The sequence below is a fragment of the Tamlana crocina genome, assembly GCA_040429635.1.
GTDB lineage: Bacteria > Bacteroidota > Bacteroidia > Flavobacteriales > Flavobacteriaceae > Flavisericum > Flavisericum crocinum.
This window is the reverse complement of record CP158972.1, coordinates 2,984,991-3,001,192: the sequence shown is the minus strand read 5'-3', so window position 1 is coordinate 3,001,192 and position 16,202 is coordinate 2,984,991. Positions and strand designations below refer to the sequence as shown.

The window sequence follows — 16,202 nt, the reverse complement described above, 5'->3', positions numbered from 1 at the left end:
TTGTTCCAATTTTTATAACTTCACTTTAGCATTCTGTGTTTTTATAAGCTCTAAATGCTCTTCAATTTTAAATTCTGAAGATTTAAATTGTGTAGTACGCGTTTTGGCCTGTTGCTGTCTGGCGATACTTCTGGCAAATCGGCGCACACTTTGCACATCATCTAAAATCAATCCCGGAACGGGCACATTTTTCCCATTTTGGTCTTTAGCGACCATGGTAAAATAAGATGAGTTGCAGTGCTTTATATCGCCCGTTTGGATGTTTTCTGATTCCACCCGAACACCTACGACCATAGAGGTACGCCCCGTGTAATTTATCGATGCTTTTAAGGTTACCAAATCGCCCACGTCAATGGGATTCAAAAAGTCCACTCGGTTTACCGAAGCCGTTACGCAATAATGCCTAGAGTGCTTCGAAGAACAAGCAAAGGCTATTTGGTCCATTAAATTTAAAATATACCCTCCGTGTATTTTTCCGCTGAAATTGGAATGTGAGGGCAGCATGAGTTCCGTGATGGTAATTTGTGATTCTTTGGCGTGTTTAAACATGGTTTAAAGAGTTTATTCGTCTTCTTGAGATCGTTTTATAATAGCTTCGGGCAGCGATTTTTTGGCTTTCGCTCCCATTTTTTTTAATTTTTCTACGCTTTTTACAATATTGCCGCGGCCTTCAACCAACTTATTCATGGCTGCGGAATAATCGCTTTTTGCGGCGTCAATTTTTTTGCCCACACCAGTTAAGTCGCTTACTAAGCCTTCAAATTTGTCATAAAGTGCGCCAGCTTGACGGGCAATTTCCATGGCGTTGCGTTGTTGTTTTTCGTTGTTCCACATGGTATCGATAGTACGCAAAGTGGCCAATAGGGTGGAGGGTGTAACTATAACGATATTTTTTTCGAAAGCTTTGTTGTAAATGGAAGTGTCTTCGTTTACCACAACGGCAAAGGCTGGTTCGATGGGGATGAACATCAATACAAAATCGGGTGACTCAATATCGTAAAGATCTTGGTAGTTTTTTTGTGAAAGTTGATCTACGTGCTTTTTTACCGAATTAACATGTGCCTTTAAAAACAGTGGTTTATCGTGATCTTCTGCATTAACCAAACGTTCGTAATCGGTCAGTGAAACTTTGGAATCAATTACCATTTTTTTGCCGTCGGGAAGGTGCAAAACCACATCGGGTAGCAAGCGCGAACCGTTTTCTAAGGTAAAGCTTTGCTGTACAAAATACTCGCGGTCTTTTTCCAATCCCGATTTTTCCAAAACACGTTCCAGTACCAATTCGCCCCAGTTTCCCTGCATTTTGCTGTCACCTTTCAATGCGCGCGTTAGGTTTGTGGCCTCTTTCGTCATTTGTTGGTTCAGGTCTTTCAGCCCCAATAATTGCTCCTTTAGGGCAGAATGCATACTAATGCTTTCCTTTTGGGTTAAATCGACTTTCTCTTCAAAAGTCTTTATTTTTTCTTGAAGCGGATTGAGTATGTTTTTAATGTTTTCTTTATTCTGCTCGGTGAATTTATTCGATTTTTCATCCAAGATTTTATTGGCCAAGTTTTCGAATTCCTTGGTGAATTTTTCCTGTAATTGCTCGACTTCAGCCTTTTGCTCTCGATTTTTTATTTGAAGGTTTTCAAAATCGGCATTGCGTCTGGCCAATTCAGAATTTAATAAATCCTTTTCCCTGCGGATGGCCTCGCGCTCGTTTTCAATTTTGGTAGTGTTTTCCTTTAAATCTTGGATTTGTTTGCTGAAATTTTCGCTTTGCCTGTTCCACTCTACTTCGGCTAATTGCTTATGTTCTTGGAGTTGTTGTTCTAAATGGTTGTTGCGTTCGGTCAGGGTGCTTTTTTCGTTTTGGGATTTTAGTTTATTGATAAACATGCCCAAAAAGGCACCGATGGCAGCGGCAATTACAATGGCTAGAAAAAGGATAAGGCTGTCGTTCATTTTGGAAAAAATAATACCAAAGATAAACGTTTTAGAGAGAAGATTGAAACTGGGCGTATTCAGATTTGACTAAGGCAAATGGTTTTTGGAATTCTTTATTTTTTCACTCGAAACGTTCCCGTTTTTTCATCAAAAGCGATTAAATCTTTCGGAAACAGGTTTTCAAAAACATGAGTTTCGATCAGTTGGCAGGGTTGTCCGGAAACTACATTATTATTGGTCATGACGATTAAATTGTCACACAACTGAATGGCCAAATCGATTTCGTGTGACGAAAATAATATGGTTTTACCAGTATCTTTTGCCAATTTTTGGAGCAGTTTTAAAATATAGGCCTTGTGGTACATGTCGAGATGTGTGGTAGGCTCATCGAGTACAATCAAATCGGTATCCTGTGCCAAGGCGCGGGCAATCATCACTTTTTGCAATTGGCCATCACTGAGTTCGTAACATTTTTTATGTTTTAAATCTTCAATGTTGGTTTGCTTCAGCGCGTTTTCTATTTGATTTAAATCGCCGTTGGATAAAGAGCCAATCCAATTGGTATAAGGCTGCCGGCCCAAAGCCACCACCTCGAAAACCGATAAATTTTTGGAAGCCATCGGTTCGGTAAGCACCAAACTCAATACTTTGGCCAAATCGAAACTATTATAATTTTGTATTTCTTTTTGGTTGAGCTGAATAGAACCGCCTAATGGATTTTGAACGTTGGTAATAGTTCTTAAAAGTGTGGATTTTCCAATGCCGTTAGCACCAATCAAGCCCACCAATTCGCCTTGTTTTAATTCAATGTTGATGTTTGAAGCGATAACCTGTTTGCCTTTTTTGGAACTGTAGCCTACAGAAAGGTTTTTTGTTTTTAGGATGATATGTTGTGGTTTGCCTGCCATTAAAACACCATTTTTCGTTTTCGGGTCAATAACCAAATCACCACAGGAGCACCAACCAAGGCTGTGATTGCGTTGATGGGTAAAGTAAAATCACTGCTTGGTAATTGGGCAATACTATCGCAAACCAGCATGACAATGGCACCGAACAAAAATACGGCGGGCAACAAAATTTTATGGTTAGCGGTATTAAAAACTTGCCGAGTGATATGCGGAATGGCCAACCCGATAAAAGCGATAGGGCCCGTAAATGCCGTAATCGTTCCGGCCAGTAAACTGGTGGCAACAATAATGAGCAACCTGCTTTTTTTGATGTTCAGGCCGAGACTTTTAGCGTAATTTTCCCCTAAAAGCAATGAGTTTAGCGATTTTATGGAAGTGATGCTCAGAAGAATACCCACTGCGAAAATGAGGGAAAGTATAAATAAATCGCCCCATGATAAATTGCCCAAGCTGCCAAAACCCCAAAAAATGTACTGTTGCAATTGTTCGGCCGATCCAAAATACGAAAGCACACTAACAATAGCAGCGGTTATGCTGGCAAACATGAGTCCGATTATTAAAATAGCCATGGTATCCCTTATTTTTATGGAAACCACCATAACCGCCAACAGAACCAAAAAACTGCCCAAGCTGGCCGCAATAACAATACCCCATTTCGATATAAATAGTGAAGCAAAAATGCCTCCAAAAATACTGGAACCCAGAATAACCAAAGCCACGCCCAAATTGGCCCCCGAACTGATGCCCAACACAAAAGGCCCTGCTAAGGGGTTTCTAAAAAGCGTTTGCATCAAAAGGCCTGAAATACCCAAACCAGACCCTACCACAATGGCAGTAATGGCTTTAGGTAACCGGTAGTTTATAATAATGTGTTGCCAGCTATCTTTTTCAGTGGGATTTCCTATTAAACTATTGAAAATATCCTTAAACGGAATGGACACCGAGCCCAAGCTGATGTTTGCAAAAAAGCATACCAAGAGCAATAAAATCAATACTAAAAATGAAAGGCGGTATGTTCTTTGGTTAGGCAATTATGGTAATTTTTTAAAAAAGAATAAGTTGTGGTTTGGCAATAGTTCCGGGTGGCCGATTTTGATTAAGTCTTTCAAGACCAAATCGGGTCGGGTTAAGCCAAGCTCAAAATAAATGACACCGCCGGTTTCGCCCGTGGTGTTGGTTACGGTAAATACGTTTTTGTTTATATAGGCTGAAAACATACTGTGCTGCTCACTGCTGTTTTTTAAGGTTTGCAAACTCGTGTAATTTGACGGATTCAACCAAATATCGGCATTTTTGGCTTTTACGAAAACCGATTCAAAATTAAGTTTTAAGCTTCCCGTGCCTTTGGAATCTTTCCAGAGATAATTCAGTCCGGCATCTTCGAAAAGTTGCGCTTCGGTGCTGGTGCCGTTGGGCAGATACCAAACATCACTGTGCATGGCACCTGCCAGAACGGAAGGTTTGTTTTCTATATTTTTAGCCAGTGTTTTGGCTTCCAGATAACCATTTTCAATTTGGTTGAAAATAGAATCGGCTTGTTTTTCTTTGTTAAATAGTGCCCCGAAAAACTTAATCCATTCGGCTTTTGCCAATGGCGATTCTTCCACCCAGTCGCCATTAAAAATGACGGGAATGCCCGATTTTTTTATGGTTTCCAAAGACCGGTTATTGCCGTCAATGCCAAAACCAACGACTACTTCGGGGTTCAATTCCAATAACACTTCGGTGTTGATGCCCTCGTTTTTGCCCAATTCCCTAATTTTCTTTTGGTCGATGCGAGTCCTAATTTTTTCCGAAGAAATATAATCTACCCCAGGGAAACCTGTAAGCGTTTCAGTTTCATCCAACAATTCCAATGCCGGAAGATGGGTGGTGGAGGTCACGACGATATTTTCAATGGGAAGTTCGATAACACCATCAAACCGCGATTGTTCAGTAGACCAATAATCAGGATCATAACCAGGTTTCAATAAAGCAAATCGGTAACTTTTTTCGGCCTCGGGCCACGGCTTTTCAATGGTGAGGATTTTGTGTGTTTTAAAAGCTTCCACCGAAAACCCTTTGGCGTATTTTAAGTTTAGTGTTGTGCCAGCTAGGGGCTCAACTGTTTTTTTTGATGTTTCATTTTTACACGAAACGGCTAATAAAACAAAAAGTATGGTGAAGAGTTTTTTCAAAATCTGGTTTTTGGTCACGTCAAAAGTAATATTATTTCCAGTTTTAGGATAAAGTTTAAAAAGGGAATGTTTACTTTTGCAGCGAATTTTGGTTTGGCTACGCCACAAAGAAAATGATTTCGAGACTTTTTGAGGTCCCGAATAAGGTTCGGGATGGCTTCGCCAATTAAAAGGGAATCTGGTGCGACTTTTAAGGTCAATTCCAGAACTGTTCCCGCAACTGTAGGTTTATGCCGAACTCGTTTCGGTACCTCATATGAGGATGCTGTTTACTTCAAAACCACTGGCCTTTAGCTGGGAAGGTGAAATAGCATAAAACAAGTCAGGAGACCTGCCAATTTTCAAACCAATAAGTTGAACTTTCGGGATAAAAGTTTGCGTATGAAATCCATGCGATTCCGAGTAATTTTTTATTTAAAATGAACAAAAAAACAAGAGTTTTAGGTGTATTATGTTTTGGTATATCTGCATTTGGTTTTGCCCAACAACAGGCACAAACCACAACATTGCAACAACTGGATGAGGTGGTTGTTGCCGATTCACGTTTTGAATTGAAACGTGAGCATTCAGGCAAAACGGTGATTAAAATTTCAAAAGAGGAAATTGAACGCAACCAAGGCCGTTCGTTGGCAGAATTGATTAATACTAAAAGTGGTATTGAAATAAACGGTAGCCGAAGTGTTGAGGGACAAAATTTAGGAAACTACATTCGCGGCGGAAACAACCGCCAAGTATTGGTGTTGATTGATGGCGTGCAGGTAAACGACCCTTCTATTGTGGCCAACGACTTCGATTTACGTTTATTGGATTTGAACACGGTTGAAAGTATTGAAATTATAAAAGGTTCGGCCAGTACGCTTTACGGAAACGCAGCGGCCACGGCGGTGATAAACATTAGCACGAAAAAGGCGTCGAAAAATGCCGTTTCAGGAAGTTTTTTAACTGTGGTGGGTACCAACCAAAATCAAGACGACCAAAATTATAATGGAGCGAACTTCACCAATAGTGTTTCGGTAAACGGAACTTTGAACAAGTTGAGTTATGTGGCCAGTTTTGGAAATAAATATGTAGATGGGCTTTCGGCAGCAAAATCTGAAACCCCAGAAAAAGACCCGTTTTCGCGCTACAATACCCGTTTAAAATTAGGTTACGAATTTAGCGATGCTTTTGAAGTAAGTGCTTTTGCAAGCTACGATGACTTAAAGACCGATATTGATGGTTTTCCTGCGCCAACCTATACTTTGGCCGATACCGATGACCAATATGTATCGAAACAAAAACGAGTGGGGTTATCGCCAAAATTTAGTTATGAGAATGGAAGTTTTCAGGTGAATGCGGCATATACCAAAATTGACCGTAAAACTATTTCTGGTTCTGGTTCTACTTCAGAAAATGAGGGCGAAACCTATTTGGTTGATGCCTTTCATAAATATGTTTTTAATGGGCAATTCCATACTGTGGTTGGTTTAAACTACGGCAAATACAATAGTTTGTTTGCCAACGAAGAAAGTTTCAGTAATACCGACCCATATTTGAATGTGGTTTATGTGTCCGATTTTGGCTTGAACATCAATATCGGTGGACGTTTAAATAACCACAGCGAGTACGGTTCGCATTTAGTGTATAGTGCAAATCCATCATATAGCATCTCTTTAGAAGAAGGCTATGCCAAGGTTTTTGGTTCGTATGCTACCTCGTTTATTGCGCCTAATTTATCGCAATTATTCGGCTATTTTGGGGCCAATCCAGATTTAGAGCCCGAAGAAAACAAAACCATTGAAGGTGGTCTGGAGTACAATACCAAAAACGGGATCCGTTTAAGCGGATTATATTTCAACAGAAACGAAGAAAATACCATTGTGTATACCACGGGCTACGAAAATGCAACCACTGATGCCACGGTACATGGTTTTGAAGCCGAAGCAGAAATTGAGATTATTGAAAATTTACAGTTTAGCGCCAATTATACCTTTACCGAATTAAAGGATGGTGTGCGACTAAGAATACCGAAGCATAAAGTAAATGCCGGACTTGGTTACCATTTTTGTAAAAACAGCTATGCATCTATAAACTATCAGTTTGTGGGGAGTAGAACCGATACCAATTTTTCAACCTTTATGAATGAAGAATTGAGCAGCTATTCATTATTGGACTTTTATTTCAGCCAAAAGCTGATAGACAATAAAGTGAAGCTTTTTGCAAGTGTAACCAATTTATTCAACGAAGACTATGTTGAGGTTTTGGGTTACACCACTAAAGGACGAAATGTAAATTTAGGTTTGAACATCAATTTATAAATCAATATTTTCTCCAGTCTTAACCGCTTATTTCAAATGCCTCCGCTTTTTGGAGGCATTTTTTATGGAATCAAATCGCAATACCAAACCCCATATTTCTCAGATTTGCAAATGGAATCGTCTGTGTTGGGGTTATCATATTCGCGGTATACTTTTTCGCCTATTGAAAATTCAATAGGTTTATTGAAAATGGGGCCGTCGAAACAAAAAGTGTGGAATTCGCCATTTTCGCCGCAGGCATCTACACCTTCAGGAAGGTTTTCGATAAAGTGCTTGTCGATTGTTGTTCCGACAAAGTCTTCGCCAAAATATTTTGAATTGGCACAAACCACAATGGTTTTAAAACCCAAATCTAAAAACTCGGTTAACAGAGTTTTAGTGTCTCGCTTCCAAATAGGAAAAACCGTTTTTATACCTACTTTTTCCAATTGACTTTCTCGGTAGCTTTTTAAATCTTCCAAAAAAATATCACCAAAGGCGGCATGGGTAAAGCCTTCACTTTTTAATTGGGAAATGGTTTCGGTCATTTTTTGTTCATAAACGGCCATACTGGGCATTTCGGGAAGTTCGATTAAACTGGCGGGAATTTTAATGGCGTTGGTCTGGGCTACGAGCAATTCATTCCGAAGTCCGTGCATCGATACCCGATTGAAATGACTGTTTACTGTGGTAACGAGTTTTTCAACTGAAAAATTTTTATTTTGAAGCAAGTGGTACAGTGCCAAGGCCGAATCTTTACCCGTACTCCAGTTGAAATAGGTTTTGTGTTTACTCAAAAGTTCGTATTAAAAGTTGGGAAATTTATTTTCAACATACATACCTTTTTCAAATGGTTTAAAGTCCTCACTGCCATTTGTGATTTCCAAATATTCCGTTTTTTGCTTTAGTGCACGACTGCTGCCGGTTATGTTTGCTATAGCCTCGGCCAAAAGTGGTTCGTTTTCATCACCTAAAATCCCCAGATTGTTAATTTGTTCGCCAATGGCAATATCGGGAGAAAGACCATCAAAATAATCGCTTACACCGTTTACGTTAGCCGATTTAAAAATTAATGGCTGCATGGCGTAAGTATGGTTAGGGTTAACCCCTTCACGTCTAAAATTGGGTGAATCGTAAAGTGTGGTTGAAGCCTGGTACTTACCGGCCGTGGAGGTTCCTATTTGAACGACTTCAATATAAGGGCGTAACGAGTTAATGACCAATTCGCTTGCTGAAGCACTCCTGCCTGTAGTTAAAACATAAACTTTTGAGAGATTAAGACTGTTAAGCGGCGTACCATCATTATTGTCGATAAATCGGTTGATGAGCAATTCGGGGTCTTCGTCTTCAAAGGCCTCTTGAAATTCGGCGTTCCATTGTTCGGTGCTAAATATTTCTCCTGTAAACTGCCCTGTTACCAAGCTGCCGAGCATGATGGCGGTATAAACCGAACCGCCTGGGTTATAGCGCAAATCTAAAACCAATTCGGTAGCACCTGCATTTTTAAAGGATCCGAAAGTGCTATTGAGTTCTTGGTTAAACTGCTCGGTACCCGTAAAGCCGTTGTACATTAAATAAGCAATGTTGGTACCGTTTACGTTTAAGACATCACTCAATAGAATGGGGTTTTCGGTGTATTGAATTTTGTTTAAGTTGATGGCTTGGGAGGTAGGGGTAATAGAGTCATCGCTCAGTTCTTCCGTACCATTGGTGTCGTAGCTTCCTAAGTTGATGGTATAGCTGTCTTGGTTTAAAAGCTGGGAGGCGTTATTTGCTGTTAATTGGTTGCCGTCTATACCATAAAAAATATCGCCCCGTTTTACACCTTGGGTTTCGGCACTGGTGTTGGGCAATACATGGGTTACCACACCGTAGCGGTTGGTGTCGGTTGATGAAAATCGGAATAGTTGATATTCCATACCGTTGCTGGTAACAACGCCGTCAAAAAACTGCTCTAAAGCAATGTAATCGTTAACAATCCAACTGAAACGGTCAACGGAGGGGCGGTTGTATATTAAACTTTCAAAAAGGTCTTCAGGGCTTTCGAAATTGCTCAAATAATTACTGTAGGCTGCTGTTTGCCCATATCTGTTTTCAACGGTGTTAATCCCAAATTCGTTATCCGATAATTTGGGCACATCTGCTTTGTACAGGTAAAACAGGTTCATGCCTTTCCAAACAAAGTCGTTTATCTCTTCCGTGGAAACGGGAATGTCGTCGTTGTCTTCAAAACAACTCACCGTTAGCAGTGATACCATGAAGAGTAGAATTAGGGCTTTTAAATTTCGCATATAACAATTTTAATGTAAGTAGTCTATAAAACTCTAAAATTACTTACATTATTGCTTATTAAAAAACTTTTGTAACAAAATTGAAACTACTTCGTCGTAATATCAAATAGCAATAACCAAGCTGTTTTTAAACCAGACCAAAATGACTCAAACCGAGTTTTTAAATATTGTAATGCCTTTTAAGGATAAGGTGTTTCGTTTAGCAAAACGGCTGTTGGTATCGACCGAGGAGGCCGAAGATGCCACGCAGGAAGTGCTTTTGAAATTATGGAACAACAAGAAAAAGATTCAGGAATATAAAAACGTTGAAGCTTTTTCGATGACGATGACCAAGAATTACTGTTTTGATAAATTAAAGTCGAAGCAAGCACAAAACCTAAAATTGGTGCACAGCAATTACGAAGACAACCAAACGGCATTGCAAAAACAGGTTGAGCTAAACGATAGCGTAAACTGGGTGGGCAGAATTATTGAAGGATTGCCCGAACAGCAACGCATGATTATTCAGTTAAGGGATGTTGAAGAATACGATTACGATGAGATTGCAAAAATGCTCGATATGAACCAAACGGCAGTGCGCGTGGCGTTATCGAGAGCGAGAAAAACAATACGGGAAAAATTGACTAATACACATAATTATGGTATTAAATAATATAGAAAAATTACTGGAGAAATACGAAAAAGGCGAAACCACCCTAAAGGAAGAGCAAGTGTTAAAACACTATTTTTTAAGCGACACGGTTGCTCCGCATTTAGAGCATTACAAGCCCATGTTTGCGTATTTTTCGGTAAGTCAGCAGGAACAGTTTACTAAAGACATTCCATTAAAAACTAAAAGTAGATTTAATTACAAATGGATTTCTGTCGCAGCTGTAGCCGTTCTTATGCTCGGGTTTTACCTGAATCAATCATTCAATAAAGCGAATGAATTAGGAACTTATGAAGACCCAGAATTGGCCTTTAATGAATTTTCAAAATCAATGGAACTGATTTCCCAAAAATTCAACCAAGGCGCTTCAACCGTGGGGTATTTAAAGGAAGTAGACAAAGGCACTTCAACCTTAAACTATCTTAACACGATTGAAAACACCACAAGTATAATCTTTAAAAACTAGCATTTGCTGTCCCGATAATTATCGGGGGCGTTTCAGCATGAATCAAAAAAAAACAGAACGTATTAAATAACTTAAAAACAAGAACCATGAAAAATAGAATCATATTAATAGCAATGGCCGTAATGTTACTGCCGCTAACCGCATTGGCACAAAAGGATATTTTTGAAAAATATAGCGACAATACCGATGTTACCTACGTAAACATTAAGCCTAAAATGTTCCAGATGATAGCAAAAATAGGCATCGATACCGATGATGCCGAAGCTAGGGCTTATATGGATATGGTAAAAAGCATCACCAGTTTTAAAACCATAGTAACCGATAACCAGTCTATTTCGGGCGATATAGCCAAGTGGGTAAAGTCGCGTTCCAGTAGTTTGGAAGAATTGATGGAAGTAAAGGACGATGGCACCAACGTTAATTTTTATGTTAAGGAGGGCAAGGATGCCGACCACGTAAAGGAACTTTTGATCTTTGTAAACGGCATTGATAAAGTGATGCAAGACAAAATAGAGATTAACGGAAAAGAGCGCAAAATTGAAACCGTTGTGGTGTCGCTCACCGGTGATATTAATTTGAATGAAATATCGAAACTCACCGATAAAATGAACATACCGGGAGGAAAACACCTAGAGAAAAACAAATAATCATCCATCATGCAACGAGCAGTTAAATATTTAATTTTTACCTTTTTTACCGCAGCCTTTTTGTCAAGCTGCGGTAACGAGGTGAGTTTACAGCGGTATTACGTAGAAAATCAGGAGAATAAAAACTTTATCACACAAGATTTTCCGTTGTCAATGATTGAGGTCGATAAAACCCAATTCACCCCAGAACAGACCGAAGCCTATAATTCGGTAGATAAATTAAATTTTTTGGGATATAAGATTAACGAAGCCAATACCGAATCGTACCACACCGAACTCGCAAAAGTGAAATCCATTTTAAACCAAAGCAAGTACTACGACTTGATGGAATTTAGCGATAAAGGCAACAAAATTGAGGTGAAATATATTGGTGACGATGACGAGGCGGATGAGGTGATAGTTTTTGGAAATTCAAAAGAGTTGGGTTTTGGTATTGTACGGATTTTGGGCGACGACATGAACCCCGAAAAAATGCTCACATTAATCAACGTCATGAAGCAATCCAACTTCGATCAAAGTCAAGTGGAAAATATTATGAATTTTTTTAAGTAAAAAGGCTTAAACGATAAAAGAATGATTAGTAGCCATCTCTTTTCAGGGATGGCTTTTTCTTTGGAAAAAATAGAGCTATCGTATTTGATAAATAGCACAGTAACTTTCGGTAGAAGCGCCTTCTATATTTATGGAGCCTAATGATGAGGTAACTTCAAAGTGAATGGTATCGTTTTCGTTTAAATCTATAACGGTAGTAACATAACGGATGGGTGGAGAAACGTTAACATTTAATAAGCTTAGTACACTTACTTGAACATTAATGTAATTTTGCTCGGCAACTAAGCTTCCATTTTTATAAATACCCAAACCAATGTTTGTACTTACAGAAAGCGAAGAGCTTATTTTCATCTGTGCACTAATATGGTAAATTCCGTCCTGTTTGGCGGTAAATGTGTATGTTGCTGTATCAAACTCATCGTTTGAGTCTGAAAGTTCGTTGTTAAATGTTAAAACACTGCTTCCAGAAAACATGGTGTGCCCAATGTCTCCACTATTAGAAAAAGAAGCCCGTACCATAGAGGGTAATGCAGCATCTATAATTTCGGTGCTTTCAACACGGTTTACGTTCCCCGATCGGGAGATCACTAAAATGGAATCTCTAATAACCTCTTTGTCGGTTTCATTAGTAGTGGTTCTAACTCTAAACGTGCCATTTACATCCAGAGCGGCTGTAGGTTCAGTGGTTCCAATGCCAACTTGGGCAAATAGGTTTCCTGGGAAAAGTAATAACAACAAAAAGAATCTCATTTTATTTGGGGTTTAGGGCTTGGTTGTTGTTAAAAATGAGAGAATTATATCACTAAATTAATAAAAAATATTATTTTTCAAAGATTAATGTTGATTTTGTTCACGTTTTGTCATAACAATACTTTTCAAAGTTATTTATACTTTTACGGGAAATATTTTAAAGTATTTCAATGAATTCAAGAGCAGAACAACTAAAGGCCTTCGATAGATTACTCACCATTATGGACGAGCTCCGTGAGCAGTGTCCGTGGGACAAAAAACAGACTATAGAAACGCTTCGGCACTTAACTATTGAAGAAACTTACGAGTTGGGAGACGCCATTTTGGACAACGACTTGGAGGAAGTAAAAAAAGAATTGGGCGATGTATTGCTCCACATTGTGTTCTACTCAAAAATTGGTAGTGAAACCAACGATTTTGATATTGCTGATGTCTGCAACAGCATATGCGAAAAATTGATAAGCAGACATCCGCACATTTACAGCGATGTAAAAGTTGAAAATGAAGACGATGTAAAACGAAATTGGGAAAACCTAAAATTAAAAGAAGGCAAAAAAAGCGTGTTGGAAGGTGTGCCCAGAAGTTTGCCAGCATTGGTAAAAGCCAACAGGATTCAAGAAAAAGTGGCTGGTGTGGGCTTCGATTGGGAGCAGCCCAACCAAGTTTGGGAAAAAGTAGAGGAGGAGCTCAATGAATTTAAAGCCGAAGTAAAAAGCGGTGATGTCGATGCCATTGAAAGTGAGTTTGGCGATGTGCTGTTTTCCATGGTTAACTATGCCCGATTTTTGAATATAAACCCAGAAAATGCCTTGGAGCGTACCAATAAAAAATTTTCTAAACGATTTCAATATTTAGAAGGCAAGGCTAAAAATTTGAATAAACCTTTAAAAGACATGACTTTGGCCGAAATGGACGTGTTTTGGGAAGAGGCCAAACAACTTTAGTTAGCAGCAGTTTATCCATTGGGTCAGAAAAAACAAGGATTCCATTGAGATAAAACGATATCTTATTATAAATACAGGCGTATTCGCGTGTAATTTTCTGTTCCTTCGAATTTAAATAATTACTTTTTCTTATCTTTTAATCAGATTAGTAATAGTTAAACCTTTTTTGACATGTTTAATTATGAGAAAGAGACTAAAAAAAGAATTAGGGCTGTTTGATGTTTTTGCCATTAGTACAGGGGCTATGTTCAGTTCCGGCTTTTTTTTACTGCCAGGTATAGCGTCTCATTATACAGGAGCATCGGTGTTTTTGGCCTATATGCTTGCTGGGGTATTAATATTACCGTCCATGTTCAGTATTGCAGAAATCTCAACCGCTTTACCACGGTCAGGCGGAGCGTATTTCTTTCTCGACAGAAGTTTGGGGCCTTTAATGGGAACTATTGGTGGACTAGGAACCTATTTCGCCTTAATGCTAAAAACGACCTTCGCCATTATTGGTATCGGTGCTTATGCGGCCATATTTTGGGATGTTCCAACTAAAACCGTTGCCATTGTGGCTACACTTTTTTTTATGGCTTTAAATCTCGTAGGAGCAAAAAAAACGTCGGCGTTCCAAAAAGTATTCGTAACCTTTCTGTTAGTCATCTTAATTACATTTATTGTTGATGGGATTTACTTGATATGCTTCGGAAACACATTAGGGAAAGAAGCACTTGGAGAGCAGTTTACACCATTTTTTTCAGACGGTATGGGCGGACTGTTCACATCGGCTGGATTCGTTTTTGTATCGTACCTAGGGCTCACTCAAATTGTGAGTGTAGCCGAAGAAATTAAAAACCCAGAAAGGAATATCCCCTTGGGAATGGTGCTGTCTTTGGTGGTTACCGGACTCATTTACGGTTTGGGCGTTTACATCATGGTGGCTGTTATCGAACCAGAAACATTTGCTAACGAAATGGCGCCTGCTGCCGTTGCGGCATCGAAAATGTTTAATTGGTTACCGGAAAATGCGGGCGTGTTGCTAATGTCTGTTGCTGCTCTTGCCGCATTTGCTTCTACGGGTAATGCGGGACTTTTATCTGCTTCCCGTTATCCATTTGCCATGGGGAGAGACAAATTATTGCCCGCCGTGCTGTCTAAAATTGGAGGCAAGGGCACTCCGGTAATGGCCATATTTTTCACAACGGCTTTGATTATTTTGTTCATCCTTTTATTGTCTGAAGAAGGAATAGTTAAACTAGCCAGTACTTTTCAGTTGCTCATTTTTATATTCATCAATTTTTCTGTTATCGTCTTCAGGAAAAGTAAAATCGAATCTTACGATCCCGGGTATTTGTCACCGCTTTATCCGTTTATGCAAGTTGTTGGGATAGTCATTTCGTTTATATTGATTATTTATTTAGGGTGGATGCCTATTCTTTTTACCACAGGAATTGTGGTTTTGGGGCTTGTTTGGTATCATTTCCATGCCAAAGGAAAAGTAAAGCGAGAAGGTGCTATTTTCCATTGGTTTGCCCTTTTGGGTAAATATCAGTACGATGAATTGGAAAATGAATTAATGGCCATTTTAAAGGAAAAAGGATTGCGGCAAGGCGACCCTTTTGATGAAACAGTAATAAAATCTAAAATAAGCATACTGAAGTCCTCAACCGATATAAATGGGGTTTTGGATAAAGCATCCGATTATTTGGAAGCCGGATTGCAAAGAAAAAAAGGAGCTGTAAAGAAAAAGTTCGTTCAGTCATTACGTGACGATTCAGTTATAAGTTTACCGGGTGTTTTAATTTTTCATGCCAAATATAAAAATGTTTTGCATCCGTCGTTGCATATCATTCTTTCAAAAACCGCCGTGCTTGGTGAGATTCCTTCTAAAAATGGAGAGCGCAAATCGCCCCTGCACATTTGCTGTTTTTTAATCAATACCGACGAAAAACCTAAGCAGCAATTGCGCATGCTATCTCGATTGATTGATATTTTGGAGAGAGAGCAGGTGGTCAATACACTTTTGGCTATGGGTAGTCATAGGGAAATCAAGGAATATCTGTTGCAAAATGAAAACTTTTTAAGCATAAAATTGTTAGAAGATACATCGCAGAGTGTTATGATTGGCCGTCAATTAATGGAGGTGAAATTGCCAAAAGATGTGTTGGTGGCATTGGTAGAAAGAAATAGTAAAACCTTTACGCCCAATGGAGCCACCGTCTTGGAAAAAGGCGATATACTTACCATCCTTGGAGAAGCTAAATCTATTTCAAAACTGTTTAAAGAATATGTTGGTGCCGAAATGGAAAAATGGTGAAGTAAAAGTATTTAAGAAATAATTTTGGCTTAAAAAGGTAGTATCACACTACCGACCTCTATTCATTTTTATAAAAAACATAAACAATCCCTGTGAAAACAACTGTTTTTATGTGTTTCGCTTATATATAATTATGTTAAAATGTATTAAATTCAGCAACCTACGACTCCACAGAAACCCCTTGAATTGCCTGTAAATTGAAGGGGTTCGTTTTTTTTAAAAACAGTTCTGTTAAACACTACGATTTATTACTATATTTATCATTACAACTATTTTCGTGTTTAACCAAAAACCACCGTCTGTTGTCTGTT

At 38.9% G+C, this 16,202-nt stretch carries 15 protein-coding genes and 1 riboswitch; of the genes, 7 read left to right on the top strand and 8 right to left on the bottom strand.

What is annotated here, in order from left to right:
- Positions 1-12 precede the first annotated feature (12 nt).
- The 5 genes from ABI125_13160 to ABI125_13140 form a co-directional block, all read right to left on the bottom strand.
- Positions 13-549, bottom strand: coding sequence for an acyl-CoA thioesterase (locus ABI125_13160; protein ID XCF05661.1), 537 nt, complete (start codon positions 547-549; stop codon positions 13-15).
- A 12-nt stretch (positions 550-561) separates the two neighbouring features.
- A complete protein-coding gene (rmuC, locus tag ABI125_13155) occupies positions 562-1,947 on the bottom strand; it encodes a DNA recombination protein RmuC (protein XCF05660.1) in 1,386 nt (461 codons plus the stop codon).
- A 95-nt stretch (positions 1,948-2,042) separates the two neighbouring features.
- A complete protein-coding gene (locus ABI125_13150; GenBank protein XCF05659.1) occupies positions 2,043-2,837 on the bottom strand; it encodes an ABC transporter ATP-binding protein in 795 nt (264 codons plus the stop codon).
- Positions 2,837-3,868, bottom strand: coding sequence for an iron ABC transporter permease (locus ABI125_13145; GenBank protein XCF05658.1), 1,032 nt, complete (start codon positions 3,866-3,868; stop codon positions 2,837-2,839). Before ABI125_13145 ends, ABI125_13150 begins: the two co-directional genes overlap by 1 nt.
- Positions 3,869-5,014 carry an ABC transporter substrate-binding protein gene (locus ABI125_13140; protein XCF05657.1) on the bottom strand — a complete coding sequence of 382 codons (1,146 nt, stop codon included), beginning with the start codon at positions 5,012-5,014 and terminating at the stop codon, positions 3,869-3,871.
- 127 nt (positions 5,015-5,141) lie between these two features.
- Positions 5,142-5,368: riboswitch (cobalamin riboswitch) on the top strand.
- A gap of 65 nt (positions 5,369-5,433) precedes the next feature.
- Here ABI125_13140 and ABI125_13135 point away from each other — a divergent pair.
- The gene (locus tag ABI125_13135) at positions 5,434-7,311 is read left to right on the top strand and encodes a TonB-dependent receptor (GenBank protein ID XCF05656.1); all 1,878 of its coding nucleotides are present in this window, start codon (positions 5,434-5,436) and stop codon (positions 7,309-7,311) included.
- A gap of 62 nt (positions 7,312-7,373) precedes the next feature.
- Here ABI125_13135 and ABI125_13130 read toward each other — a convergent pair whose 3' ends face one another.
- A complete protein-coding gene (locus tag ABI125_13130) occupies positions 7,374-8,087 on the bottom strand; it encodes a diphthine--ammonia ligase (GenBank protein XCF05655.1) in 714 nt (237 codons plus the stop codon).
- 9 nt (positions 8,088-8,096) lie between these two features.
- The gene (locus ABI125_13125; protein XCF05654.1) at positions 8,097-9,581 is read right to left on the bottom strand and encodes a S41 family peptidase; all 1,485 of its coding nucleotides are present in this window, start codon (positions 9,579-9,581) and stop codon (positions 8,097-8,099) included.
- Between the two features lie 142 nt (positions 9,582-9,723).
- On the opposite strand from ABI125_13125, the gene ABI125_13120 reads away from it, so the two are divergent.
- The 4 genes from ABI125_13120 to ABI125_13105 all read left to right on the top strand — a co-directional run bounded on the left by ABI125_13120 (position 9,724) and on the right by ABI125_13105 (position 11,895).
- Entirely contained in the window at positions 9,724-10,233 is a 510-nt protein-coding gene (locus ABI125_13120; protein ID XCF05653.1) for an RNA polymerase sigma factor, read from the top strand.
- Positions 10,220-10,696 carry a hypothetical protein gene (locus ABI125_13115; protein ID XCF05652.1) on the top strand — a complete coding sequence of 159 codons (477 nt, stop codon included), beginning with the start codon at positions 10,220-10,222 and terminating at the stop codon, positions 10,694-10,696. The genes ABI125_13120 and ABI125_13115 overlap by 14 nt, the downstream gene beginning before the upstream one ends.
- An 86-nt stretch (positions 10,697-10,782) precedes the next feature.
- Positions 10,783-11,343: a DUF4252 domain-containing protein gene (locus ABI125_13110; GenBank protein ID XCF05651.1), complete on the top strand. Its 561-nt coding sequence runs from the start codon at positions 10,783-10,785 to the stop codon at positions 11,341-11,343.
- Positions 11,344-11,352: 9 nt separating this feature from the next.
- Positions 11,353-11,895, top strand: a complete 543-nt coding sequence (locus ABI125_13105; protein XCF05650.1) for a DUF4252 domain-containing protein — start codon at positions 11,353-11,355, stop codon at positions 11,893-11,895.
- Between the two features lie 75 nt (positions 11,896-11,970).
- Here the strand turns inward: ABI125_13105 and ABI125_13100 are convergent, their stop codons facing one another.
- Positions 11,971-12,645, bottom strand: a complete 675-nt coding sequence (locus ABI125_13100; GenBank protein XCF05649.1) for a hypothetical protein — start codon at positions 12,643-12,645, stop codon at positions 11,971-11,973.
- Between the two features lie 170 nt (positions 12,646-12,815).
- Here ABI125_13100 and mazG point away from each other — a divergent pair, with 170 nt between their 5' ends.
- Positions 12,816-13,589, top strand: a complete 774-nt coding sequence (mazG, locus tag ABI125_13095) for a nucleoside triphosphate pyrophosphohydrolase (protein ID XCF05648.1) — start codon at positions 12,816-12,818, stop codon at positions 13,587-13,589.
- A gap of 181 nt (positions 13,590-13,770) precedes the next feature.
- Positions 13,771-15,891, top strand: coding sequence for an amino acid permease (locus tag ABI125_13090; protein ID XCF05647.1), 2,121 nt, complete (start codon positions 13,771-13,773; stop codon positions 15,889-15,891).
- The last annotated feature ends 311 nt before the right edge of the window (positions 15,892-16,202 follow it).

What these genes read in the sequence shown, in the direction of transcription:
- ABI125_13160 (XCF05661.1), bottom strand. Translation starts at nt 549, where the DNA reads ATGTTTAAACACGCCAAAGAATCACAAATTACCATCACGGAACTCATG.
- rmuC (XCF05660.1), bottom strand. Translation starts at nt 1,947, where the DNA reads ATGAACGACAGCCTTATCCTTTTTCTAGCCATTGTAATTGCCGCTGCC.
- ABI125_13150 (XCF05659.1), bottom strand. Translation starts at nt 2,837, where the DNA reads ATGGCAGGCAAACCACAACATATCATCCTAAAAACAAAAAACCTTTCT.
- ABI125_13135 (XCF05656.1), top strand. Translation starts at nt 5,434, where the DNA reads ATGAACAAAAAAACAAGAGTTTTAGGTGTATTATGTTTTGGTATATCT.
- ABI125_13125 (XCF05654.1), bottom strand. Translation starts at nt 9,581, where the DNA reads ATGCGAAATTTAAAAGCCCTAATTCTACTCTTCATGGTATCACTGCTA.
- ABI125_13120 (XCF05653.1), top strand. Translation starts at nt 9,724, where the DNA reads ATGACTCAAACCGAGTTTTTAAATATTGTAATGCCTTTTAAGGATAAG.
- ABI125_13115 (XCF05652.1), top strand. Translation starts at nt 10,220, where the DNA reads ATGGTATTAAATAATATAGAAAAATTACTGGAGAAATACGAAAAAGGC.
- ABI125_13110 (XCF05651.1), top strand. Translation starts at nt 10,783, where the DNA reads ATGAAAAATAGAATCATATTAATAGCAATGGCCGTAATGTTACTGCCG.
- ABI125_13105 (XCF05650.1), top strand. Translation starts at nt 11,353, where the DNA reads ATGCAACGAGCAGTTAAATATTTAATTTTTACCTTTTTTACCGCAGCC.
- ABI125_13100 (XCF05649.1), bottom strand. Translation starts at nt 12,645, where the DNA reads ATGAGATTCTTTTTGTTGTTATTACTTTTCCCAGGAAACCTATTTGCC.
- mazG (XCF05648.1), top strand. Translation starts at nt 12,816, where the DNA reads ATGAATTCAAGAGCAGAACAACTAAAGGCCTTCGATAGATTACTCACC.
- ABI125_13090 (XCF05647.1), top strand. Translation starts at nt 13,771, where the DNA reads ATGAGAAAGAGACTAAAAAAAGAATTAGGGCTGTTTGATGTTTTTGCC.